General features: G+C 74.2%; 22 protein-coding genes. 7 read left to right on the top strand and 15 right to left on the bottom strand.

Annotated elements, in window-relative coordinates; all coding sequences use genetic code 11:
• Positions 1-3 precede the first annotated feature (3 nt).
• The 8 genes from LIV55_RS17295 to recA all read right to left on the bottom strand — a co-directional run bounded on the left by LIV55_RS17295 (position 4) and on the right by recA (position 8,146).
• The gene (locus LIV55_RS17295) at positions 4-849 is read right to left on the bottom strand and encodes a transglutaminase family protein (RefSeq protein WP_229300874.1); all 846 of its coding nucleotides are present in this window, start codon (positions 847-849) and stop codon (positions 4-6) included.
• Positions 846-1,769, bottom strand: coding sequence for an alpha-E domain-containing protein (locus LIV55_RS15760; RefSeq protein WP_123090883.1), 924 nt, complete (start codon positions 1,767-1,769; stop codon positions 846-848). The genes LIV55_RS17295 and LIV55_RS15760 overlap by 4 nt, the downstream gene beginning before the upstream one ends.
• Positions 1,769-3,349, bottom strand: a complete 1,581-nt coding sequence (locus LIV55_RS15755; protein WP_229301014.1) for a circularly permuted type 2 ATP-grasp protein — start codon at positions 3,347-3,349, stop codon at positions 1,769-1,771. Before LIV55_RS15755 ends, LIV55_RS15760 begins: the two co-directional genes overlap by 1 nt.
• Before the next feature lie 118 nt (positions 3,350-3,467).
• Complete coding sequence (locus tag LIV55_RS15750) at positions 3,468-3,827, bottom strand: hypothetical protein (protein WP_229300873.1); 360 nt, start codon at positions 3,825-3,827, stop codon at positions 3,468-3,470.
• Positions 3,828-3,869: 42 nt separating this feature from the next.
• Positions 3,870-5,402 carry an alpha/beta hydrolase family protein gene (locus tag LIV55_RS15745; RefSeq protein WP_229300872.1) on the bottom strand — a complete coding sequence of 511 codons (1,533 nt, stop codon included), beginning with the start codon at positions 5,400-5,402 and terminating at the stop codon, positions 3,870-3,872.
• Complete coding sequence (locus LIV55_RS15740) at positions 5,399-6,274, bottom strand: hypothetical protein (RefSeq protein WP_229300871.1); 876 nt, start codon at positions 6,272-6,274, stop codon at positions 5,399-5,401. Before LIV55_RS15740 ends, LIV55_RS15745 begins: the two co-directional genes overlap by 4 nt.
• Before the next feature lie 103 nt (positions 6,275-6,377).
• Positions 6,378-7,037, bottom strand: coding sequence for a regulatory protein RecX (locus LIV55_RS15735; RefSeq protein ID WP_229300870.1), 660 nt, complete (start codon positions 7,035-7,037; stop codon positions 6,378-6,380).
• Between the two features lie 41 nt (positions 7,038-7,078).
• A complete protein-coding gene (recA, locus tag LIV55_RS15730; RefSeq protein ID WP_123090888.1) occupies positions 7,079-8,146 on the bottom strand; it encodes a recombinase RecA in 1,068 nt (355 codons plus the stop codon).
• Positions 8,147-8,402: 256 nt separating this feature from the next.
• Here recA and LIV55_RS15725 point away from each other — a divergent pair, with 256 nt between their 5' ends.
• Positions 8,403-8,855 (top strand): VOC family protein, encoded by a 453-nt coding sequence (locus LIV55_RS15725; RefSeq protein ID WP_229300869.1) that lies wholly within the window; start codon positions 8,403-8,405, stop codon positions 8,853-8,855.
• On the opposite strand, the gene LIV55_RS15720 is transcribed toward LIV55_RS15725, so the two are convergent.
• The 3 genes from LIV55_RS15720 to LIV55_RS15710 are packed head-to-tail and all read right to left on the bottom strand — an operon-like array spanning position 8,828 to position 10,437.
• The gene (locus tag LIV55_RS15720; protein WP_229300868.1) at positions 8,828-9,589 is read right to left on the bottom strand and encodes a DinB family protein; all 762 of its coding nucleotides are present in this window, start codon (positions 9,587-9,589) and stop codon (positions 8,828-8,830) included. The genes LIV55_RS15725 and LIV55_RS15720 overlap by 28 nt on opposite strands.
• A gap of 3 nt (positions 9,590-9,592) precedes the next feature.
• Positions 9,593-10,186: an RNA 2',3'-cyclic phosphodiesterase gene (gene thpR, locus LIV55_RS15715; RefSeq protein WP_229300867.1), complete on the bottom strand. Its 594-nt coding sequence runs from the start codon at positions 10,184-10,186 to the stop codon at positions 9,593-9,595.
• Positions 10,187-10,191: 5 nt separating this feature from the next.
• Positions 10,192-10,437, bottom strand: coding sequence for a DUF3046 domain-containing protein (locus tag LIV55_RS15710; RefSeq protein ID WP_123090892.1), 246 nt, complete (start codon positions 10,435-10,437; stop codon positions 10,192-10,194).
• 45 nt (positions 10,438-10,482) lie between these two features.
• Between LIV55_RS15710 and LIV55_RS15705 the strand changes: the two genes are divergently transcribed.
• From LIV55_RS15705 to LIV55_RS15680, 6 genes are all read left to right on the top strand, one after another.
• A complete protein-coding gene (locus tag LIV55_RS15705; RefSeq protein ID WP_229300866.1) occupies positions 10,483-11,502 on the top strand; it encodes a nitrilase-related carbon-nitrogen hydrolase in 1,020 nt (339 codons plus the stop codon).
• A gap of 17 nt (positions 11,503-11,519) precedes the next feature.
• Complete coding sequence (locus LIV55_RS15700) at positions 11,520-12,545, top strand: agmatine deiminase family protein (protein WP_229301012.1); 1,026 nt, start codon at positions 11,520-11,522, stop codon at positions 12,543-12,545.
• Between the two features lie 49 nt (positions 12,546-12,594).
• The gene (locus LIV55_RS15695) at positions 12,595-13,491 is read left to right on the top strand and encodes an SDR family NAD(P)-dependent oxidoreductase (protein WP_229300865.1); all 897 of its coding nucleotides are present in this window, start codon (positions 12,595-12,597) and stop codon (positions 13,489-13,491) included.
• A 4-nt stretch (positions 13,492-13,495) separates the two neighbouring features.
• Complete coding sequence (locus LIV55_RS15690) at positions 13,496-14,806, top strand: DUF2252 domain-containing protein (RefSeq protein WP_229300864.1); 1,311 nt, start codon at positions 13,496-13,498, stop codon at positions 14,804-14,806.
• A gap of 82 nt (positions 14,807-14,888) precedes the next feature.
• The gene (locus tag LIV55_RS15685; protein WP_229300863.1) at positions 14,889-19,532 is read left to right on the top strand and encodes an ATP-dependent helicase; all 4,644 of its coding nucleotides are present in this window, start codon (positions 14,889-14,891) and stop codon (positions 19,530-19,532) included.
• A complete protein-coding gene (locus LIV55_RS15680; RefSeq protein ID WP_191563237.1) occupies positions 19,525-20,376 on the top strand; it encodes an Fpg/Nei family DNA glycosylase in 852 nt (283 codons plus the stop codon). Before LIV55_RS15685 ends, LIV55_RS15680 begins: the two co-directional genes overlap by 8 nt.
• 33 nt (positions 20,377-20,409) lie before the next feature.
• Here LIV55_RS15680 and LIV55_RS15675 read toward each other — a convergent pair whose 3' ends face one another.
• Genes LIV55_RS15675 through rimO form a run of 4 tightly spaced genes read right to left on the bottom strand, consistent with a single transcriptional unit; the run spans position 20,410 to position 23,340 of the window.
• Positions 20,410-20,703: a helix-turn-helix domain-containing protein gene (locus LIV55_RS15675; protein ID WP_123090898.1), complete on the bottom strand. Its 294-nt coding sequence runs from the start codon at positions 20,701-20,703 to the stop codon at positions 20,410-20,412.
• Entirely contained in the window at positions 20,700-21,239 is a 540-nt protein-coding gene (locus tag LIV55_RS15670) for a CinA family protein (protein WP_229300862.1), read from the bottom strand. Before LIV55_RS15670 ends, LIV55_RS15675 begins: the two co-directional genes overlap by 4 nt.
• The gene (gene pgsA, locus LIV55_RS15665; protein WP_229300861.1) at positions 21,236-21,886 is read right to left on the bottom strand and encodes a CDP-diacylglycerol--glycerol-3-phosphate 3-phosphatidyltransferase; all 651 of its coding nucleotides are present in this window, start codon (positions 21,884-21,886) and stop codon (positions 21,236-21,238) included. Before pgsA ends, LIV55_RS15670 begins: the two co-directional genes overlap by 4 nt.
• Positions 21,883-23,340, bottom strand: coding sequence for a 30S ribosomal protein S12 methylthiotransferase RimO (gene rimO / locus LIV55_RS15660; protein WP_123090901.1), 1,458 nt, complete (start codon positions 23,338-23,340; stop codon positions 21,883-21,885). Before rimO ends, pgsA begins: the two co-directional genes overlap by 4 nt.
• Positions 23,341-23,362 lie beyond the last annotated feature (22 nt).

The raw sequence follows: 23,362 nt of genomic DNA, 5'->3' as shown, positions 1-23,362 counted from the left end.
CTCTCAGCTGACCCGGGTGAAGGTGATCTCGACGTCGAGGTCGGCGAGCTCGGGCCCGGCGTACATCCCGCGGAAGGGCGCGACGTCGTCGTAGTCGCGGCCTCGCCCGACGACGACGTGGTCGAGCCCGACCGGGGCGAGGTGGGTCGGGTCATAGGGCAACCAGGCTCCGTCCCAGATCTCGATCCACGCGTGCGAGTCCCCTGGGCAGGACTGGCCGCGCTGCAGGTCGGGCTGCCGGGCCACGTAGCCCGACACGTAGCGCGCGGGGACGCCGATCGAGCGCAGCGCCGCGAGGGTCACGTGCGCGAAGTCCTGGCACACGCCCTGGCCGGTGCTCCACGCGTCCTCGGCGGTGCTGCTCACCTGGGTCGCGCCCTCGGAGTAGCGCATGCGCTCGTGGACCTTCGCGGAGATGGCCTGAGCCGCGGCCCGTGGCGTGGGCTCGTCGCGCGCGGCGCGGGCGATCCCGGCGAGGTCGGGCGAGGCCTGCGTGCGCGGGGTGGGCGCGAGCAGCTCGCTGAGCCGGTCGCAGATGCCGGGCTCGGCGAGCGAGTCCCATCCGCTGGCGGACGCCTCGGCGACCGCCTCGGTGCGCTCGACGGTCGAGATGGCCTCGATCTCGAGCACCTCGTGGGCGCCCTGGGACTCGACGGCCATGACGGAGGTGCCCCAGTGGTCGGTGTAGACGTTGCTCCACGAGTGGGGGCGGATCCGGATGCGCGCCTCGAGGGTGGTCTGCCCGGCGTCGGTCAGCGGGGTCATCCGCAGCTCGTTGTGCGAGGCGACGACCTCGCCCTGGTAGCGCATCGTCGAGCGGTGCGTGATGCGGTGCCGGCGGCTGCTCACAGGATCTCCCCCGTCCACTCCTGGACCGGGCCCGAGCGGAAGTAGCGGGCCCCGATCTCGTCCGACGCCCGGGTCACCGAGCGCTGCACCATGCCCATCATCGTCGGCAGGTCCTCGAGCACGTCGTCGGGGTTCGCGTACTCGAGCTGGGTGCGGGTCTGCCCGAGGATGCGACGGGCCTCGTCGGAGAAGCCGACGCGGTCGATGTCGGGCGCGAGCACCGTGAGCCGGTCCTCCGCGTCGCGCAGCGCGGCGAGGACGGAGCGCGGGAAGCGCCGGTCGAGGGTGAGGAAGGCCGCGGCCGTGCGGTCGGTGATCATCCCTCGCATCGTGCGCAGCATCGCCTGCTGGGCACCGCAGCTCGCGAGCACGACACCCCAGCTCGGGCCGCCCTGGAGCGCCCCGGTCGCGACGATGCGCGCTGTCATGTCGGCCCGCTCGAGCGAGCGGCCCAGGCTGAGGAACTCCCAGGCCTCGTCGTGGCTCATCGTCGAGTCGGCGATGCCGGCGACGAGGGCGGCACGCTCGGTGACCCAGCTGAGGTGCTGCTGCGTGGCGGTGCTCGCCCCGAGGCCGTTCCACCGGCGCCACGAGGTGTTGATGACCTCCCACAGCTCGGTCGAGAGGGTCTCGCGGGCACGCCGGGCGTTCTCCCGGGCGGCGAGCCAGGACCCGGAGACGGCGCTGGGGTTGCTCGCGTCGAAGACGAGACGCGCGGCGACGTCGGAGTAGGCGACGTCATGGGCCACGTCGTCGTAGCCCATGATGCCGCCGAGGAGCATCGAGGAGGTGTAGCTCTCGTCCTGGCCCGGGTCCTCGACGAGGGACAGGCGCAGGACGTCGACCATCCGGGCGGTGCCGTCGGCCCGCTCGATGTACCGGCCGATCCAGAAGAGCGAGTCCGCGATCCGGCTGAGCATCAGCGCTCCTCCCGCTCGACGACAGTGACCTCGTCGGGGACGGCGAAGGGGGGTGCGTCCTGCCCGAGGTCGGGCTCGCCCGGCAGCGGGTCGGCCGGGGGCGCGTCCGCGTCCGTCGTCATCGGCCGGTTGGCGCCGAGGAGGATGACCTCGGCGTCGTCGGTCGTCGGCACCTTCGCGTACCGGCCGGCGAGCACCCAGGTGTCCTTGCTGCCGCCGCCCTGGCTGGAGTTGACGACGAGCTGACCCTCGGGCAGCGCGACGCGCGTCAGCCCCCCGGGCAGCACCGTCACCTGGTCGCCGTCATTGACCGCGAAGGGGCGCAGGTCGACGTGGCGCGGCCGGAGCTGGCCGTCGATGAGGGTAGGCACGGTCGAGAGCTGGACGACCGGCTGGGCGATCCACCCGCGCGGGTCCCGGCGCAGGTTGGCGCGCAGCTGGTCGAGCTCCTCGCCGGTCGCCTTCGGGCCGATGACCAGGCCCTTGCCGCCGGAGCCGTCGACCGGCTTGACGACCATCTCGTCGAGCCGCTCGAGCACCTCGGCGAGGGCCTCGGGCTCGTTGCACCGGTAGGTGTCGACGCTGCGCAGGATCGGGTCCTCGTCGAGGTAGTAGCGGATGAGGTCGGGCACGTAGGAGTAGACGAGCTTGTCGTCGGCGACGCCGTTGCCGATGGCGTTGGCGAGGGTGACGCGCCCGGCTCGCAGCGCGGAGACGAGCCCGGTGACGCCGAGCATCGAGTCGCGGCGGAAGTGCACCGGGTCGAGGAAGTCGTCGTCGATGCGCCGGTAGATGACGTCGACGCGCTCCTCGCCCTGGGTGGTGCGCATGCGCACCTCGCCGTCGCGCACGACGAGGTCGCGCCCCTCGACGAGCTCGACGCCCATCATCCGGGCGAGCAGGGTGTGCTCGAAGTAGGCGCTGTTGTAGACGCCCGGGGTGAGCACGACAACCGTGGGGTTGCTGCGCCCCTCGGGCGCCGCGGCGCGCAGCGCGTGGAGGAGCAGGCGCGGGTAGTCGTGGACGGGCCGGATGCGCATCGTCGCGAAGGCCTCGGGGAAGACGTTGGCCATCGCGCGGCGGTTGGCGATGACGTAGGAGACACCGGAGGGCACCCGGACGTTGTCCTCGAGCACGCGGAAGTCGCCCTGCTCGTCACGGATGAGGTCGATGCCGCTCACGTGGGCCCGCACGCCGTTGGCGGGACGCAGCCCGGCGACGGCGCGGTGGAAGTGGCTCGACGTCGCGATGAGCCCCCACGGGATGATCCCGTCCTCGACGGCACGCGGCATCGAGCCCTGCCGCGAGTAGATGTCGTCGAGGAAGGCCTCGAGCGCCTGGACGCGCTGCGCGACCCCGCTCTCGACGCTCTGCCAGCTCTCGGCGTCGATGACGCGCGGCACGGCGTCGAGAGGGAAGGGGCGCTCCTCGCCGGCGTGGTCGAAGGTCACGCCCTGGTCGAGGAACATCCGGGCGAGCGCGTCGGCCCGCTCCTTGAGGCTCTCGGGCTCCATCGAGCGCAGGGTGTGATGGATCGGCTTGTACGGCTGCCGCGGCTCCTGCGCGCCAGCCGCGAACATCTCGTCCCACGCCGGGCCGGCCGCGTAGTCGGCGAAGAGCGAATGAGCGGCGGGGCCCTGGGACTGTCGCTGCACCTGGGTCACGGGGTCACCCTCGCACAGCAGGGGGTCGCAGGCCTCACCCTCGACCACCCGATCCTCGGTGCCGCCACAGCTGCACCGAGGTGGGGTTGAGCGGCAGACCGGCGTCTGCCGAGGTCAGACGGCTCCCGCCGCCCTCGACCTGCCCCTCGACGTACAGCGTGAGGCGAAGGGGGTCCGGGCCGAGGGCGTCCGAGAGGGTCTCGAGCGCGGCCCGCAGGACCGCCGCTCCCCCGGTCTGCGGTACGAGGACCACGCCCTCGAGGACCCGGCCCGCACCGCCGGTCTCGCGCACGCCGAGCTCGACCCCGCGCACGCCGGCGACGGCGGCGACCGCAGCGGTGAGCTGCTCGACGTCGAGGTCGTCACGACGCAGCAGCCGGCTCAGCAGGCCCATGGTGGCCCTCCCTTCGTCGGGCCAGCATGCCAGCGGGCCGGCTCAGCCCTCCCGGCCGACCTCGTAGTCCGTGCCGGTCACCACCGCGCCGTCCTCGGCGAGGAAGGCCGCCAGGCTCGCCTCGTAGGCCGCGACGGCCGGGTCCTGCGACGCGGCGACCGAGTCGGCGTAGGCGGCGTGGGAGTGGTTGCCGGCGAGGTCGAGGGGGCCGGAGGGGTTGGACAGGGTGACCGTGGTCGCGCCCGGCCCGTTGCCGTGGGCCAGCTGGTCGGGGTTCGGGAGCGGGACGAGCGGCGCCAGGGGGTTGGAGAGCGAGTCGCCGAGGTCGAGGCGCGGCACCGCGTCGGAGGCGTGCTGGAGGTCCAGACGCAGGACGGAGGGGTCGGTGTCGAAGGTGTCGACGGGTGCGCCGTAGGTCAGGGAGTGGGTGATGTCGTAGCGCGACGTGAAGGCCGGGTCCTCGAGCAGGGCGGTCGTGACGATGCCGCCCTGGGAGTGGCCGACGAGCATGACCGGCGCGTCGGGCGGGATCTGGCCCTGCGCCATCGCCTCCTGCACCGCCTGCATGGCCGCCGACTGCTGGCCGGACATCGCGACGAGGTTGCCGGTGAGGTCGAAGGTGTTGCTCCCCGTCGTCGGGCCCCAGGACTGGGTCCCCGGCGTGGCGACGACGTAGGCGGTGCTGCCGTCCGGCTGCGTCACCTGGGTGACCCGGATCGAGCCGTCGACGGCGTACGCGTCGGTCGTGCCGAGCATGATCTCGGCGAGCGAGGTCGGTCGGCGCAGCGCGGGATGCCCGTCGACCGAGCCCGACGTCGACAGCTCGGTGGAGCCGGTGACGGTGCCGGTGCCGTCGTCGAGGAGGTCGAGGTCCTGCCCGGTGAGCAGCGCCCCGGCGAGGTTGGCGACGCTGCCGCCGAGGAGCAGCGTGCTCGCGACGACCTCGCTGAGCCGGGGCCACCGGCCCTGCGTGAAGACGTCGGTGAAGAGTTCGAGGTGGTGGTCGGCGGCCTCGGCGAGACGGACGAAGGTGTGAGCGACGCTCTCCTCGTACCGGGACAGCCCGACGACAAGATCACTCGCGCGGTCGCCCAGCCAGCGCCCGGTGTCCTCGCCGCGGTCACCGAGCCAGTCGAGCCCCTCCTCGGCACGATCCCCGAGCCACTCCGCGCCGTCGGCGACGGTGTCGACCACCTCCTCACCCGCGCCGAGGAGGTCGTCGGCGAGATCGCCCGCGCCCTCCCACGCGTCCTGCCACCAGGGCCGGTCGGGCGACTCGTGGGCCACCGGCACCGACGGGGCGCGACCGCCGCTCGCGCCCTCCTGGTCGGCGACCTGGCGCTCGAGGTCGTCGGCGGCCGAGCGCAGCGCGCGAGCCGCGGCCGAGATCGACGGCGCGGCCTGCTGCCACCCCCGGGCGAAGTCCTCGACGTCGCCCCCGGCCCAGCACCCGTCGAGGACGCGCAGCATCGCGGTGCCGCTCGTGCCGACGTCGTCGGCGCGGCCCGCCTGGTCGGCCAGGTGCGCGGCCACCTCGAGCACGAGCGCGGGGTCGAGGCCCTCGGTGACGCTCATGCCCCGACCTGCCCGGTGATCGCCTCGTCGACGAGAGCGTGGGCGCCGGTGACGAGGTAGCGCAGCTGCGCGGCGACGTCACCCGGCTCGACCCCGACGACGTCGGGGGTCCCGGACGCCGTGCGCACGGCGCACAGGTGCTCGTCGGCGAGCACCCAGTGGCCGCTGCCCACCGGCACGGCGACGTCCGCACCGGTGCGCGCCAGGACGGTGAGGGCGACCTGGGCCTCGCCGCCAGCGAGCACCGCCGACAGCTCGGGGTCGTCGACGGCAGACTCGAGGACGGCGCCGGGGGTGCGCCCGAGCGGGTCAGCCTCGACGCGTCGACGCAGGTCCTCGGCGACACCGCGCGGCGGGGCGAGATGGCGCTCCCGGCTCAGCGGGGTCACGTGAGCGGCTGCCCGCAGCGCCTCGTGGGGCGGCAGCACCCGACGCACGGCCGCCCAGAGCTGCTCGGGGTCCACCGCGACGAGCTCGACGGCGCCCTCTCGGCCCGCCGGCTCGTAGCCCTCGGCCGTGGCGCGCAGGCGGACCCGCTGGGTGCGCACGAGCGCGATGCCGGGCAGCAGGGCGATGTCGCTCTCGAAGGAGACGAGGTCCTGGCGGGCGACGACCCGCACCTGCACCGGCGCTCCCGGGGCCGCCGCGAGGACACGAGCCCACGACGGGCGCAGCGTCCCACCGCTCGCGATCTCGGCGCGCTCCAGCTCCGCCCAGGCTCCCTCCAGCGCCGGCACGTCCTGGCCGGTGGCCGCGGCGAGGGCGGTCTCGAAGGCCGGCAGGCTGACCCGCCGGATGGTCATCGAGCGGGTCCCGCCCCCGCCCTGGTGCTCGTGCTGCTCGTGCTCGTGCTCGTGACCGCTCGTGCCCATGCCCGCTCCCTCGCCGGTGTGCCAGCGACGCTAGGGCGGGCCCCTCGCGGTGGGGAATGGGGAGCGCTCCCCATGCCGGCGTACGACAGGGTGCGCGGGTCGGTCAGTCGCGCTGGTGCTCGGGCAGCGCGTCGAGGGACTCGGCGATCACCTGACGGGAGATCTCCGAGGAGTAGCCCTTCCGGGCGAGCATCCCCGCGAGGCGGCGGGTCTGCACGACCCGCTCGAGGCCGTGCATCGAGCGCAGCTTCTTCGCGACGAGCTCACGGGCGACGTCGCGCTCGTCGTCGACGCCGATCTGGGCGAGCACCCCGCTCGCCGTCTCGTCGTCGACCCCCTTCGCCCGCAGCTCGTGCTGCAGCGCCCGCCGGGCCAGGCCCCGACCGGTGCGCTTGGAGCGCACGAACATCTGCGCGTACGCCTCGTCGTCGACGAGGCCCACGTGCTCCATGCGGTCGAGCACCTCGGCGGCGACGTCGTCGGGGCAGCCCTTGCGGCGCAGCGCGCGCTCGAGCTCGGCGCGCGACTTCGGCGACCCCGTGAGCGCCCGCAGCACGACGGCCCGGGCCACCGCCCGGGGGTCGGCGTCGTCGTCGGGCGCCTCGGGCGGCGGCGGTCCGGCCGGCGCGCCCTGCGCACTCTGCGCGCTCTGCCCGCCCTGGATCGGCTCCCCCGCCTGGGCACGCGCGACCGCCGCGCGCAGCCGCTCCAGGGTCTGCTCCTGGGGCGTGCCGGGCGCGGCGGTCTCGTCGGTGCTGCTCATCGCGGGCGATCAGCTCTGCGTGACGGCGTCAACCGGTGCGATCAGAAGTCGACCGGGACGTCGACGCTGCCCTCGGGCTCCTCGACCGGGACCCCGATGCCGAGCTTGGTCTTGATCTTGACCTCGATCTCGTCGGCGAGCTGCGGGTTGTCCTTCAAGAAGTTGCGGGCGTTCTCCTTGCCCTGGCCGAGCTGGTCGCCCTCGTACGTGTACCAGGCACCGGCCTTGCGCACGAAGCCGTGGTCGACGCCCTGGTCGATGAGACCGCCCTCGCGGGAGATGCCCTGCCCGTAGAGGATGTCGAACTCCGCCTGCTTGAAGGGCGGGGAGACCTTGTTCTTGACGACCTTGACGCGGGTGCGGTTGCCGACCGGCTCGCTGCCGTCCTTGAGCGTCTCGATGCGCCGGACGTCGAGACGCACGGAGGCGTAGAACTTCAGCGCCTTGCCACCGGTCGTCGTCTCCGGGGAGCCGAACATCACGCCGATCTTCTCGCGGAGCTGGTTGATGAAGATCGCCGTCGTGCCCGAGGTGTTGAGCGCACCGGTGATCTTGCGCAGCGCCTGGCTCATGAGACGGGCCTGGAGACCGACGTGGCTGTCGCCCATCTCGCCCTCGATCTCGGCGCGCGGCACGAGCGCCGCCACCGAGTCGATGACGATGATGTCGAGAGCACCGGAGCGGATGAGCATGTCGGCGATCTCGAGCGCCTGCTCACCGGTGTCGGGCTGGGAGACGAGGAGGGCGTCGGTGTCGACGCCGAGCTTCTTGGCGTAATCGGGGTCGAGGGCGTGCTCGGCGTCGATGAAGGCCGCGATGCCACCGGCGCGCTGGGCGCTGGCGACGGCGTGGAGAGCGACCGTCGTCTTGCCGCTCGACTCGGGGCCGTAGATCTCGACGACCCGGCCGCGGGGCAGCCCGCCGATGCCGAGCGCGATGTCGAGGGAGATCGACCCGGTCGGGATGACGGCGATGGGCGGCCGGACGTCGTCGCCCAGGCGCATGATCGCGCCCTTGCCGTGCGACTTCTCGATCTGGCCCATGACGGAGTCGAGGGACTTCAGCTTCTGCTCGTGGAGCTTGGTGTCGATGGCGGTGACATCAGCCATGCCAGGTACCTGCCTGTTCTTGCTCGGGTCGGGCGCGCCCACCGGCGAACCGTCGCACGGTCGGTCTCGTCGTGCTGTCGGGTCAGACGCTAGGGACCACCACCGACAACGACCCCAGCCGCCGTGAGGCTGTGGATACTGATGCCGTCGGGATGACCGCTGTGCACAAACCTAGCCGAACAGGTGTTCGAGGTCGTGCACCGACGCGCCGGACGGCGTGTCGGGCCGCCGACGGCCGCCACGAGGAGGACACGCGATGACGACCCAGCCCGGGAGCAGGCCCGACGAGGGCGACGAGGTCCCCCTCCCCCGCCTGTGCCAGACCGTCCTCGACACCACCGACGCCCGAGCCCTCGCCGAGTTCTACCGCCGTCTCCTCGGCCTCGTCTACCGACCCGGCGACGAGCCGCCGGCCGACGGCGAGCGCGACGACGCCGACTGGCTCGTCCTGCACCAGCCCGACGGCGGGCGCGCCCTGGCCGTCCAGCAGGTCGAGCGGCTCACCGCGACGACCTGGCCCGACGACGACGTGCCGATGCAGCTCCACGTCGACTGCACCGTCCCCGACGTCCCTGCCCTCGAGGCCAACCTGCGGCGGGCCCTCGACCTCGGCGGCCGGCTCGTCCTCGACCGCTCGCAGGACCCCGAGGAGCCCCTCTACGTCGTCGCCGACCCGGCCGGTCACCCCTTCTGCATGTTCGTCGGCTGAGTGTCCGACGACGCCGACCGGGCCTGGAGCAGGTCGAGGTCGCGCACCGCGTAGCGCTGGTGCTCCCACTCCTCGTCGAGGATCGTGCGCAGGCACGACAGCGTCGTCTCCGCGTGCTGCGGCGCCCAGGGGTTGGCCCGCACCTGGGCGAGGTCGTCGGCGACGAGCGTCGCGAGGTGCTCACGGACCATCCGCTGACGCCCTGCCCGCGCCTCGAGCACCTCCTCGTACGTCGGCTGCCGCGTCGTGAAGACCGACATGTCGTAGCCGTCGGTCTCGTACTCGGCGTGCGGCTGGCCGAGGGGGTGGTAGGGCTGCTCCAGCCCGAGCACCGCGCGCCCGAGCCACGTGTCGGTCGCCATGACGAGATGACGCAGGGTCTGCGCGAAGGACCACTCGTCGTCGACGCCCGCGTCGACCGTGCCGGACGGCATGGCCGCGACCCGCTCGAGGACCCGCTCCCACGACTGCTCCAGCGCCGCCCACGCCGCCCTCAGCCCCTCGGGGTCGCTCGCGCGTCGCAGCGACCGGCCGGGCATCCGGGCGTCGAGCTCGGCGTCGACCAGCGGGGCCACGTCCACGCCGTTGACGACGAGCGAGGCGCCGCCGCCGAGCAGCCACGGGGCCTCGATCTCGGCACCGTCGACCTCGACCGAGCGCAGCACCGCCCCCGACAGGTCGACCCGCTCGAAGCGGGCCCCGCTGAGATCCACGTCGACGAAGCGCTCGGCCATGCGTCAACCCTCGCGCAGCGCCTCTCCCGGCGGCAACGGGTCCGCTCCGAGCGGCAGGGTCGCGACGACCTCGTGACGGGGTCGCCCGTTCGCCCCTTCGCCGAGGAAGGAGGCGACGAGCTCGACCTCGTCGACGACGAAGGGGTCCGCCTGCCACGCGTCGAGGACCCGCAGCCACCGCGTCGCCTCGACCGGTCGCCGCAGCCGCGCGAGGGTGAGATGGGGCACGAAGGCCCGCCCGTCCGGGCTCGCCCCCGACACCGAGGCAGCGGCCCGGCACCCGCGGGCCAGCCGGGCCAGCGGGTCCTGGGCGGCGTCGTCGACGCCGAGCCAGAGCACCGAGGCGCGACCGGCGTGCGGGAAGGCTCCCGCTCCCCCGAGCGAGAGGGCGAAGGGGACGACCCGCCCCGCCGCGTGGGCGAGCCGCTCGACGAGCTCGTCCGCACGGGCCGGGGGCACGGATGCCATGAAGGCCAGGGTGAGGTGCCACTGGACGGCGTCCACCCACGGCATGCCCTCGCGGGGCTCGAGGAAGGCGGCGAGGTCCTCGCGCACCGCCTCGGGCAGGGCCACCGCGACGAACATCAGGTGGCCCACGCCGATCAGTCCCCGATGGAGTCGACGACCCGGCGCGGCACGTCCATCGTCACGTCCTCGCCGAGCCGGCGGGACTCCGGGACGTCCATCGCGTCGCACACCGCCTGCCACACCTCGCGGGCCGGGACACCGGCCTCGAGGGCGTCGACGGCGTTGCGCCCGCCGAGGCTGCCGAGGACCTGGTGGCGGGCGAGGGTATGGGCGTACCCGGCACCGAACTCGCCCTCCATGAGCGACCAGAACTGACTCATCCGCACCCGCGAAGTCTAGGCACGCCCCGCCCCTAGACTGCCCGCGTGCACCTCATCACCGCTGACGCCGTGCCCACCAGCCTCGCCCGGGTCGAGGAGCCGACCCGGCCCCCGCTCCGGGTCGCCCTCGTCCAGCACCGCTGGCGCGAGGACGCGGGCGAGCTCGCCCGCGTGCTCGACGAGGCGATCGGCCAGGCCGCGCAGGCCGGTGCCGAGATCGTCTTCCTGCCCGAGATCACCCTGCTGCGCTACCCCGCCGACGTCCTGCCCGCCGAGGCACCCGGACCCGGCGCCGAGTCGCTCGACGACGGCCCGACGGTGACCCTCGCGCGCGAGGCCGCCGCCCGGCACGGCGTCTTCGTCCACGCCTCGCTCTACGAGCGCGCCGCCCGCGCGGACGGCGCGGACCCGGGCAGCCCCGAGGACGGGCTGGGCTACAACTCCGCCGTCGTCGTCAGCCCCGACGGAGAGGTCGTCGCCCGCACCCGCAAGACCCACATCCCCGTCACCGCCGGCTACTACGAGGACAAGTACTTCCGGGCGGGCCCGGCGGCCGACGCATACCCGGTCCACGACGTCGCGACCTCGGTCCCCCTTCGCCTCGGTCTGCCGACGTGCTGGGACGAGTGGTTCCCCGAGGTCGCCCGTGCGTACTCCCTCGGCGGCGCGCAGGTCCTGTGCTACCCGACCGCGATCGGCTCCGAGCCCGACCACCCCGACTTCGACACGCAGCCGCTGTGGCAGCAGGTCATCGTCGGCAACGGCATCGCCAACGGCCTCTTCATGGTCGTCCCGAACCGCACGGGCGACGAAGGGGTCAACGACTTCTACGGCAGCAGCTTCATCTCCGACCCCTACGGCCGGGTGCTCGTCCAGGCCCCGCGCGACGAGGAGGCGGTCCTCGTCGCCGACCTCGACCTCGCCCAGCGCGAGGACTGGCTGGCGCTCTTCCCCTTCCTCGCCACCCGTCGACCGGACACCTACGGCGTCCTCACCGAGCCGATCCGCGACGAGCACCGCCGCGAGCTCGACGGCCCGACGACGAGCACGGACGTCTCCCTGTGAGCCAGCCCGCCTGGCGCATGCCGGCCGAGTGGGAGCCGCACGAGCGCACGTGGATGGCGTGGCCGAGCGCCGGCTACACGCTCGGTGACACCGCCGCCGACGCCGAGGAGGCCCGCACGACGTGGGCGGCCGTGGCCCGCGCGGTGGCCCGCTTCGAGCCGGTGACCGTCGTCGTCACCAGCCCGGACGTGCGCATCGCCCGTGAGCACCTCGGCACCGACAGCCCGCACGAGATCGACATCGTCGTCGCCTCGCTCGACGACGCGTGGATGCGTGACATCGGGCCGAGCTTCGTCCTCGGTGACGGGCGCCTCGGCGGGGTCGACTGGGTCTTCAACGGCTGGGGCGGTCAGGACTGGGCGAGCTGGGAGGACGACGCGCGCGTCGCCGAGCTCGTCACCGACGTCGCCGGCGGCGCGCACCTGCCCTCGACCCTCGTCAACGAGGGCGGCGGCATCCACGTCGACGGCCAGGGCACGGTCCTGCTCACCGAGACCGTCCAGCTCGACCCGGGCCGCAACCCCGGCCTCACCCGTGAGGACGTCGAGGCCGAGCTCGCCCGCACCATCGGCGCGACGACGGCGATCTGGCTGCCCCGGGGCCTCACCCGCGACTACGACTCCTTCGGCACCCGCGGGCACGTCGACATCGTCGCCTGCTTCAGCGAGCCGGGGACGGTGCTGGTGCACTGGCAGGACGACCCCGAGCACCCCGACCACGAGGTGAGCCGCGAGGCGGAGGCCGTCCTGTCGGCCGCCCACGACGCGAAGGGGGACCCGCTGCGGGTCGTCCGCGTGCCGGCACCGCGCACGCTCACCGACGACGAGGGCCCGGTCGACTGGAGCTACATCAACCACCTCGTGTGCAACGGCGGGGTCGTCGCGTGCACCTTCGAGGACGAGCGCGACGACGAGGCGCTCGCCGTGCTGCGCGCCGCCTACCCCGGGCGCGAGGTCGTCGGCGTCGACGCCCGCCCGCTCTACGCCCGCGGCGGCGGCATCCACTGCATCACCCAGCAGCAGCCGGCGGTCCCGGCGGGCTGAGGCGCTCCCCCTTCGCCCCCGCCGTCGGTGCCCGGGGTTAGCGTCGGGCATGGCCCTCGCACCGAACCCCCGGCACACCCCGTCGCTGCGCGGACGGCGGGTGCTCGTCACCGGCGGGGCCCGGGGCATCGGCGCCGCGCTCGCCGAGCTGCTCGCGGCGCACGGGGCGCAGGTCGCCGTGCTCGGGCTCGAGCCGGCCCTGCTCGAGGAGGTCGCCGGGCGGTGCGGCGGCCCCTGGCGCGAGTGCGACGTCTCCGACCCCGCGGAGGTGGACGACGCGGTCGAGGGTCTTGTCGCCGATCTCGGCGGTATAGACGTCGTCGTCGCCAACGCCGGCATCGCCCGGCAGCTGCCCGTCATCGGCGGCCAGCCGGGGGTCATGGAGACCCACCTCGCCGTCAACGCGCTCGGGACCTTCTACACGCTGCGCGCGGCGGGCCCGCACATCAGCCACGAGCGCGGCTACGCCCTGGCCACCGCCTCGCTCGCCGCGGCGGTCCACCTGCCCCTCATCGGCGCGTACTCGGCGAGCAAGGCCGCCGTCGAGGCGATCGGCAACACGCTGCGCCTGGAGATCCGGCACACCGGGGCGAGGGTCGGGGTCGCCTACTACTCCGAGATCGACACCGAGATGACGCAGCGGGGCTTCGCCACCGAGACAGCGCGCCTGCTCACCGGTGGGGGGACGATCACTGGCGTGACCCCGCTGCCCACCGCGCTGCGAGCGCTCGAGCGCGGGATCGCCCGGCGCAGCCGGCACGTCGTCGCGCCCCCGTGGCTGCGTCCGGCGGTCCCCGGGCGGGCGGTCGCGCAACGGCTCGCCGAGCTGCGCCTGCCCGCCACCCTCGCCGACGCGATCGAGCTGGCCCGCACCGAGCGAGTCGGGTGGACGACGGATCAGCCGACGTCTCGCGCGGCCCGGGGCCCCGACACGGCGCGAGACTGACGCCATGACGTCCGACGAGCAGCGCACCGAGCAGATCATCACGACCCTGGCGGACGCCTTCGAGGACCTCCAGCGCACCGCCCCCGCCGCGTTCCGGGTGAAGTACCGCAAGATGGCCCGGGACCCGCACGCCTTCTACCGGGGCACCGCGTGCCTGTTCTTCCACGACGTCACGCAGCGCGAGGACGACTGGGCCGACGAGCGCGCGTCCGCCGTGTGGATCCACGGCGACCTCCACGTCGAGAACTTCGGCACCTACCTCGACTCCGACGGCCGGATGGTCTTCGACGTCAACGACTTCGACGAGGCCTACCTCGGCAGCTTCACGTGGGACCTCATGCGCTTCGCCTCCTCGCTCGCGCTGCTCGGCTGGCAGAAGGCGCTGCCCGACGACGAGATCCGACGGCTCATCGGCCGCTACCTGCGCGCCTACCTCGCCCAGGTCGACCACTACGCCGGTACGGAGCGCGAGGACTTCTCGCTCCACCTCGACAACACCGAGGGCCCGGTGCGCGACGCGCTCGTCCTCGCCCGGATGACCGAGCGCTCCGAGCTGCTCGACTCGATGACGCACCGGGTCGACGGGGTGCGGATGTTCGCGGAGGGCACCGGGGCACGTCCGCTCGGGCAGCGCGAGCGGGCGAAGGTCATGCGCGCCTTCGAGCGCTACCTCGAGACCATCCCCGAGCACAAGAAGATCGACCGCGAGCTCTTCTACGAGGTGCGCGACGTCATCGGGCGCTCCGGCTTCGGCATCGGCAGCGCCGGGCTGCCCGCGTACACCGTGCTCGTCGAGGGCACGAGCCAGGCGCTCGACAACGACGTCCTGCTGTCGATGAAGCAGGCCAACGTGCCGGCGCTGAGCCGCTTCGTCGACACCGCGCGGATCGACGCCTACTTCGAGCACGAGGGCCACCGCACCGTCGTCAGCCAGCGCGCGCTGCAGGCCCACACCGACCCCCTCCTCGGCCACACGGAGATGGACGGCGTCGGCTACGTCGTCAGCGAGGTCTCGCCCTACGAGGTCGACCTCGACTGGGCCGAGCTCACCGAGCCCTCGCAGATGGCGGCCGTCGTCGACCTCCTCGGCCGCGCGACCGCGAAGATCCACTGCGCCGCCGACGAGGACAGCGACCAGGACCTCGTCGACTTCCAGGTCGAGGAGGCGATCATCGCCTCGCTCGACGGCCGCCGTCGGGCCTTCGGGGGCTTCCTCGCGGACTTCGCCGTCGAGTACGCGCAGGAGGTGCGGCGCGACCACGCGCTCTTCGTCAACGCCTTCCGCGAGGGCCGGATCGGGATCTCCGCGACCTGAGCCGGGCAACCCTGGACGTCCGCAGGTCGCACCTCCCACGAGCGGCCGCGCTGTCGGTGCCCGGTGGCAGGCTGTCCCTGCCATGACAGCCGACCCCGCCCCCGCCGAGGACGTCCTCCACCTCTTCTCGCCCGCGACGCGCGCCTGGTTCTCCACGAGCTTCGCCGGGCCGACGACCGCGCAGGAGGGCGCGTGGCGCGCCATCAGCAGCGGCGCGCACGCGCTCGTCGTCGCCCCGACCGGCTCGGGCAAGACGCTGTCCGCCTTCTTGTGGGCCCTCGACCGACTCGTCGCCACCGAGCCCCCGGCCGAGCGGCTCGCCCGCTGCCGGGTCCTCTACGTCTCGCCGCTCAAGGCCCTCGCCGTCGACGTCGAGCGCAACCTGCGCTCCCCGCTCGTCGGCATCGGGCACGCCGCGACCCGGCTCGGGCTCGAGGCGCCGCAGGTCGGCGTGTCGGTGCGCTCGGGCGACACCCCGGCCAACGAGCGGCGCGCCTTCGCCCGGACCCCCACCGACGTCCTCATCACGACGCCCGAGTCGCTCTTCCTCATGCTCACCTCGGCCGCACGCGAGGCGCTCGTCGGGGTCGAGACGATCATCATCGACGAGATCCACGCCCTCGCCGGCACCAAGCGCGGGGCCCACCTCGCCCTGTCGCTGGAGCGGCTCGACGCTCTGCTGCCGCAGCCCGCGCAGCGCATCGGCCTGTCCGCCACGGTGCGCCCGGTCGAGGAGATCGCCCGCTACCTGGCGGGCGGGCGCCCCGTCGAGGTCGTCGCACCCCCGTCGACGAAGCAGTGGGACCTCGACGTCGTCGTGCCCGTGCCCGACCTCGCCGACCTCGGTCAGGAGGTCGAGGACCTCAGCGGCCCGGCGAGCGGCCAGGTCGCCCGCACCTCCATCTGGCCGCACGTCGAGGAGCAGGTCGTCGACCTCGTGACCTCGCACGACTCGACCCTCGTCTTCGTCAACAGCCGACGGCTCGCCGAGCGCCTGACGACCCGGCTCAACGAGATCTACGCCGAGCGGCTCGAGGCGGCGGCGCTCGACGACGGCGCCCCGGCTCCCGCCGAGGGCGCGCCCGTCCGCCCGGCCGGGCCGCCCGCCCAGGTCATGGCGCAGGCCGGCACGTCGAGCGGTGCCCCCGCGATCCTCGCCCGGGCCCACCACGGGTCCGTGAGCAAGGAGCAGCGCGACGAGATCGAGGAGGACCTCAAGGCGGGCCGCCTGCCCTGCGTCGTCGCGACGTCGAGCCTCGAGCTCGGCATCGACATGGGTGCCATCGACCTCGTCGTGCAGATCGAGTCACCGCCGTCGGTGGCGTCCGGCCTGCAGCGGGTCGGGCGCGCCGGTCACCAGGTCGGCGCGGTGAGCCACGGCGTCGTCATGCCGAAGTTCCGCGGAGACCTCGTCCAGGCGACCGTCGTCGTCGAGCGCATGCGTCAGGGGGCGATCGAGTCCATCGCCGTGCCCGCCAACCCGCTCGACGTGCTCGCCCAGCAGGTCGTCGCCATGTGCGCGCTCGACGACTGGTCGGTCGAGGACCTCGGTGCGCTCGTGCGGCGGGCCGCCCCCTTCGCCTCCCTGCCCGACCCCGTCCTCACCGCGACCCTCGACATGCTCGCCGGTGCCTACCCCTCCGAGGACTTCGCCGAGCTGCGCCCGCGCGTCGTCTGGGACCGCGTCGCCGGCACCCTCACCGGCCGGCGGGGCGCCCAGCGCCTCGCAGTGACGAGCGGCGGCACGATCCCCGACCGCGGTCTCTTCGGCGTCTTCCTCGCCACCGGCGAGGGCCCGGGCCGCCGCGTCGGCGAGCTCGACGAGGAGATGGTCTACGAGTCGCGGGTCGGCGACGTCTTCACCCTCGGCACGTCGTCGTGGCGGGTCGAGGACATCACCCACGACCGGGTGCTCGTGAGCCCGGCGCCGGGGCAGCCGGGCAAGCTCCCCTTCTGGCACGGCGACCAGCTCGGCCGGCCCGCCGAGCTCGGCGCAGCCCTCGGCGCGACGGTGCGTGAGCTCGTCGCCCTGTCCCCCAAGGCCGCCCGCGAGCGACTCAGCGCCTCCGGGCTCGACACCTGGGCGGTCGAGAACCTCCTGGCCTACCTCGGCGAGCAGCGTGAGGCGACCCGGCACGTCCCCGACGACCGCACGATCGTCGTCGAGCGCTTCCGCGACGAGATCGGCGACTGGCGGGTCGCGGTGCTCTCACCCTTCGGCGGGCAGGTGCACGCGCCGTGGGCGTTGGCCATCTCCGCCCGGATGCGCGAGCGCTTCGGGGTCGAGGTCCAGGCGATGCACGGCGACGACGGGATCGTGCTGCGCCTGCCGGACCTCGAGTTCGACGACGGCGCGGCCATCGGCTCCGAGCTGCTCGACCTCGTCACCGTCGAGCCGTCGATGGTCCTGCCCGTCGTCACCGAGCAGGTGGGCGGCTCGGCCCTCTTCGCCTCGCGCTTCCGCGAGTGCGCCGCCCGCGCCCTGCTGCTCCCCCGGCGCCGGCCCGACCGGCGCCAGCCGCTGTGGCAGCAGCGCCAGCGGGCCGCCTCGCTGCTCGAGGTCGCCAGCCGCTACCCGAGCTTCCCGATCATCCTCGAGACCGTGCGCGAGGTGCTCCAGGACGTCTACGACGTGCCGGGTCTCGTGCGTCTCATGGAGGGCATCGACCGCCGCGAGATCACCCTCGTCGAGCTCGAGAGCCCGCGCCCCTCCCCCTTCGCCGCGTCGCTGATGTTCGGCTACGTCGCGCAGTTCCTCTACGAGGGCGACTCCCCGCTCGCCGAGCGACGGGCCGCCGCGCTCACCCTCGACCCGGCCCTGCTCGCCGACCTGCTCGGGCAGGGCGAGCAGCTCTCGCTCGCGGACCTGCTCGACGTCGAGGCGGTCCAGCGCACCCAGGGCGAGCTGCAGCGCCTCGCCGAGGGCCGCCGCGCCCGTGACGGCGAGGACGTCGCCGACCTCGTGCGCACCCTCGGCCCGATCACCGTCGACGACCTCGTGGCGCGCTCGGTCGACGAGCTCGACGAGACCGCCGTGCGCGCCGCCCTCGAGGAGCTGCGGGCCAGCCGGCAGGTCATCGCCGTGCAGGTCGCCGGCCAGGAGCGGTGGGCCGTCGTCGAGGACGCCGGGCGGCTGCGCGACGCCCTCGGCGTCCCCCTGCCCGTCGGGGTGCCCCAGGTCTTCCTCGAGCCGGTCGCCGACCCGCTCGGCGACCTCCTGTCCCGCTACGCCCGGACGCACACCCCCTTCGCCGCGACCGAGGCGGCGGCCTGGCTCGGGGTCGGCGCCGCCGTCGCCCGCGACGGGCTGCGCCGGCTCGTCCAGTCCGGGCGGGTCGTCGAGGGCGACCTGCGTCCGGCCGAGCTCGGCGGGGGCAGCGGGAGCGACTTCTGCGACGCCGAGGTGCTGCGGCTGCTGCGGCGCCGCTCGCTGGCCGCGCTGCGCCACGAGGTCGAGCCGGTCGCCCCTGAGCAGCTCGCCGTCTTCGTGCCCGCGTGGCAGGGGGTCGGGGCGACGATGCGTGGCGAGGACGGTCTCGTGCGGGTCGTCGAGCAGCTCGGCGGGGTGCGCCTGCCGGCCTCCGCGCTCGAGTCGCTCGTCCTGCCCTCGCGGGTCGCCGACTACACCCCGGGCATGCTCGACTCCCTCGTCGCGACCGGCGAGGTCGTCTGGGCCGGTCACGGGAGCCTGCCCGGCGACGACGGCTGGGTCTCGCTGCACCTCGCCGACACGGCGCACCTCACCCTGCCGGCGCCCGACCGCGAGGGCCTCTCCCCCGCCCACGAGTCGGTGCTCGAGGCGCTCGACGGCGGCGGGTCCTTCCTCTTCCGCCGGCTGAGCGACGAGGTCGCCTCGACCGACGACGAGGCGCTCGCCGACGTCCTGTGGGATCTCGTGTGGCGCGGGCTCGTCACCGGCGACACCGCGGCCCCGGTCCGCGGTCTGCTCGCCGGGGGCCGCTCGGCTCACAAGACGACCCGCCGACCGGTGGCGCGCACGCGGTACGGCCGGCGCACGAGCCTGGGCCGGGCCGCGATGCCGGCCCGCAGCGGCCCGCCGCGCGTCGCCGGACGGTGGTCGCTGCTGCCCGAGGCCACGAGTGACGCCACGGTGCGCACCCACGCCTTCGCCGAGGGCCTGCTTGACCGGCACGGCGTGCTCACCCGGGGGGCCGTGCAGTCCGAGTCGGTGCCCGGGGGCTTCGCGGCCATCCACCGGGTGCTCTCCGCCGCCGAGGAGGCCGGCCAGGTGCGCCGCGGCTACTTCGTCGAGGGGCTCGGCGGCTCGCAGTTCGCCCTGCCGGGTGCGGTCGACCAGGTGCGCTCGGCCAGCGGCCGCGAGCAGACCTGGGTCCTCGCCGCCACCGACCCCGCCAACCCCTACGGCGCCGCGCTGCCCTGGCCGCCCTCGGAGCGCGAGGGCAGCCACCAGCCGGGCCGCAAGGCCGGGGCGCTCGTCGTCCTCGTCGACGGCCGGCTCGTCCTCTACGTCGAGCGCGGCGGTCGCACGCTGCTGTCCTGGACCGACGACCCCGAGCCGCTCGCCGCCGCGGCCCGGGGCCTCGCCGGAGCCGTGACGAAGGGGGCGCTCGGCCGCCTCACCGTGCAGAAGGCCGACGGCCAGCAGCTCCTCGGCAGCGACCACCCGCTCGGTCAGGCCCTCGAGGACGCCGGCTTCACCGCCACGCCCCGAGGGCTGCGTCTGCGGCAGCGGCCCCGTGCCTGAGGGCGACACGCTGCGCCGGACAGCCCAGCGGCTCCACCAGGCCCTCGCCGGCGACCCGCTCGAGCGGGTCGACCTGCGCTGGGGGTCGCTCGACGGTGCGGCGCTCGTCGGCTCCCGGACCCTCGAGGTCGTCAGCCACGGCAAGCGTCTGCTCCACCGGGTCGAGGGCGGGTGGACGATCCACTCGCACCTGCGGATGGAGGGGCAGTGGCGGGTCGAGGGGCTCGACTCACCCCAGGGGCGTCGCGCGCTGGCCAACCCGCAGACGCGGGCCGTGCTCGACGGCACCCGATGGCGAGCGGTCGGCCTGCGTCTCGGTGAGCTCGACCTCGTGCGCACCCGCGACGAGGCCACGCTCGTCGGCCATCTCGGGCCGGACGTCCTCGCCGACCCGCTCGACCTCGACGAGGTCGTCCACCGGCTCGAGGGCGACCCGCGGCCGATCGCCGAGGCGCTGCTCGACCAGCGGGTCGTCAGCGGGATCGGCACCTTCTGGGCCAGCGAGATCCTCTTCGTGCGACGGGTGCACCCGTGGCGTCCGGCCCGGGACGTGGGCGCCGACGAGCTCAGCCAGATTATCAGCCGTGTCGCGCGCCTCATGCAGCGCGCCGTGGTCACCGGGGTGCAGGGCTCGACCGGCGAGACGCGGCGCGGTCACGAGTCGTACGTCCACGCCCGCTCGGGTCGGCCGTGCCGCCGCTGCGGCGACACGATCCGTGTGGCGATGGCCGGTCGGGCGGGTCAGGAGCGCACGATCTTCTCCTGCCCGACATGCCAGGGCGGGCTCGCCCCGACCGACGACGGTCGACGCCAGGCCCCCTTGGGACCCCGCGGACGTCGCTGAGGGGGGCGCGCCGACGGCGCCGAGCGGGACCGCTCAGGCGGCGGAGGCGGAGACGCCACCGCCGACGCGCAGCGGCACAGGAGCGCTGGCGTGCTCGGCGCGGCTGACCCGGGTCGCCACCTCGGCGAGGACCTCGGACAGCGGCATGCCGAGCGCGACGCAGACGGAGGAGAGGAGCTCGGAGCTCGCCTCCTTCTCGCCGCGCTCGATCTCGGAGAGGTAGCCCAGCGAGATGGAGGCGTCGGCGGAGATCTGGCGCAGCGTGCGGCCCTGGGTCGTCCGGGCCTCGCGCAGGACCTCCCCGAGCTCTTCGCGCAGCAGGATCACGACCGGCCCTCCTCTCGCTCGACGTGCGACTGTGGTGCTGACCCCACCGTACCGCGAGCGTGCGACGACGCCACGGCGAGGAGCAGGTCCAGCGCGCCGCGCACGCTCGCCTCGCGCACCTCGGCGCGCTCGCCCGGCAGGTCGAGCCGGCGCAGGTGCACCTCCTCGCCCCAGGCGCAGGCGAGGTGCACGGTGCCGGCGGGGTGGCCCTCGCTCGGCCCGGGGCCCGCGACCCCGGTCGTCGCCAGGGCGACGTCGCACCGCAGGACGCGCTGCGCCCCCTTCGCCATCGCGGCGGCCACGTCCGGGTGGACCGTGCCGACCGCGTCGAGGAGCGAGCGGTCGACCCCGAGGACCTGCGCCTTGACCTCCGCGGCGTACGCGACGACCGCCCCCCGGTGGACGTCCGAGGCGCCCGGCACCGCGACGACCGCTGCCGAGAGCAGACCGCCGGTGAGCGACTCGGCGCAGCCCAGCGTCAGCCCGTGCGCGCGCAGCTCGTCGAGCGCCGCCGCCGCGACCGGGTGGGGGGTCATGGGACCTGGCGGTCGCGACCGGCCCGGGCCCGCTTCATCGCCGCGCGCTCGCTCGTCTCGCGCAGCGTCAGCGCCTTCATGACGTAGTCGACGGCGGTCGCGATGGTCACGGCGACGGCCGCGGCGAGGATGACGTAGCCCACGACCTCCCACACCCGCGACCACGGCAGGACCCACAGCGGCGCCATGAGGATGAGCAGGGCCTGGGCCTGGAGGAAGGTCTTGACCTTGCCCCCGCGGCTGGCCGGCATCACGCCGTGGCGGATGACGAAGAACCGCATGAGGGTGATGCCGAGCTCGCGCGCGATGACGACGACGCTCACCCACCACGGGATGACGTCGATGATCGACAGGGTGATGAAGCCGGCCCCGGTGAGGGCCTTGTCGGCGATCGGGTCGGCGACCTTGCCGAAGTTCGTGACGATGCCACGGGCCCGGGCGATGTCGCCGTCGACCCGGTCGGTGACGATCGCGACGGCGAAGACCCCGAAGGCCCACCAGCGCGACGCGGCGTCGTCGCCGCCGCCGCGCAGCAGCAGCCAGACGAAGACGGGGACGAGCAGGATGCGCAGGACGGTCAGCGCGTTGGGCAGGTTCCACGGGCTCGGCTCGGGTGCGGGCGCGGGGACCGGCGCGGGGGTGCTCATCGCCCGACCCGGGCCACGAGGTCGATCCCCTCGGTGCCCTCGACGACCGCGTCGACGAGGTCACCGACGGCCAGGCCCTCGACCTCGCCGAGCAGGATCGTCTCGCCGTCGACGTCAGGGCCCTGGTGCTCGGCGCGCCCGACGACCTCGGGGTGCCCGTCCTCGTCCTCGACCTGCTCGACGAGGACACGGACGTGCTGGCCGATGCGCTCCTCGGCGCGCTGCGCCGAGAGCTCGTCGACGAGGGCCCGCACGCGCTCGACGCGCTCGGCGACGACGTCGGGGTCGATCTTGTCGTCGAGGCGCTCGCCCTCGGTGCCGTCCTCGTCGGAGTAGCCGAAGACGCCGACGACGTCGAGGCGGGCCGCGACGAGGAAGCGCTCGAGCTCGGCGAGGTCGTCCTCGCTCTCGCCGGGGAAGCCGACGATGACGTTGCTGCGGATGCCCGCCTCGGGCTGGCGCTCCCGGATGCCCTCGACGAGCTCGAGGAAGGCCTGCGTCGAGCCGAAGCGGCGCATCCGGCGCAGCAGGGTCGGGCTCGAGTGCTGGAAGGAGATGTCGTACCAGGGCATGACCCCGGGGGTGGCCGCCATCGCCTCGAGGAGGCCGGGACGGATCTCGGCGGGCTGGAGGTAGCTGACGCGCACCCGCTCGACGCCCTCGATCTGCGTGAGCTGGGGCATGAGCGCCTGCATGAGGTCGAGCTCGCCGAGGTCCTTGCCGTACGACGTCGAGTTCTCCGAGACGAGGAAGAGCTCGCGCACGCCCTGCTGGGCCAGCCAGCGCCCCTCGGCGATGACGTCGGTGGGCCGGCGCGAGACGAAGGAGCCGCGGAAGGTGGGGATCGCGCAGAAGGCGCAGCGCCGGTCGCAGCCCGAGGCGATCTTCAGCGGCGCCCAGGGCCGGTCGTCGAGCCGGGCACGGGGCAGGTCGCGCACGGCGGCGGAGTCTCCGCCCGGAGCGGCGGAGATGCCGTCGTCGCCGTGGCCGGGCAGGGCCACCGCGGCCGCGGCGTCGGCACGCTGGAGCGGTGCGAGCGGGAGCAGCGTGCGGCGGTCGCCGGGGACGTGCGCCTCGGGCGGGTGCCCGTCGAGCACGGCGCGCAGGTGTGAGGACATGTCGCGGTAGGAGTCGAAGCCGAGCACGGCGTCGGCCTCGGGCAGCTCCTCCGCGAGCTCGCGGCCGTACCGCTCGGCGAGGCAGCCCACGGCGACGACCGCCTGGGTGCGCCCCGTCTCGCGCAGCTGTCCGGCCTCGAGGACGGCGTCGATCGAGTCCTTCTTCGCCTGCTCGATGAAGCCGCACGTGTTGACGACGGCGACGTCAGCCTGCGAGGCGTCGTCGACGAGCTGCCACCCCTCGGCGGCGAGGCGCCCGGCGAGCTCCTCGGAGTCGACCTCGTTACGGGTGCACCCGAGGGTGACGAGGGCGACGCTGCGAGACGGCTCAGACATGCCCCCCACTCTAGGTCTCGCG

The organism is Janibacter melonis, from assembly GCF_020567375.1.
Taxonomy (GTDB): Bacteria; Actinomycetota; Actinomycetes; order Actinomycetales; family Dermatophilaceae; genus Marihabitans; species Marihabitans melonis.
This window is presented reverse-complemented; position numbering and strand designations above follow the sequence as displayed.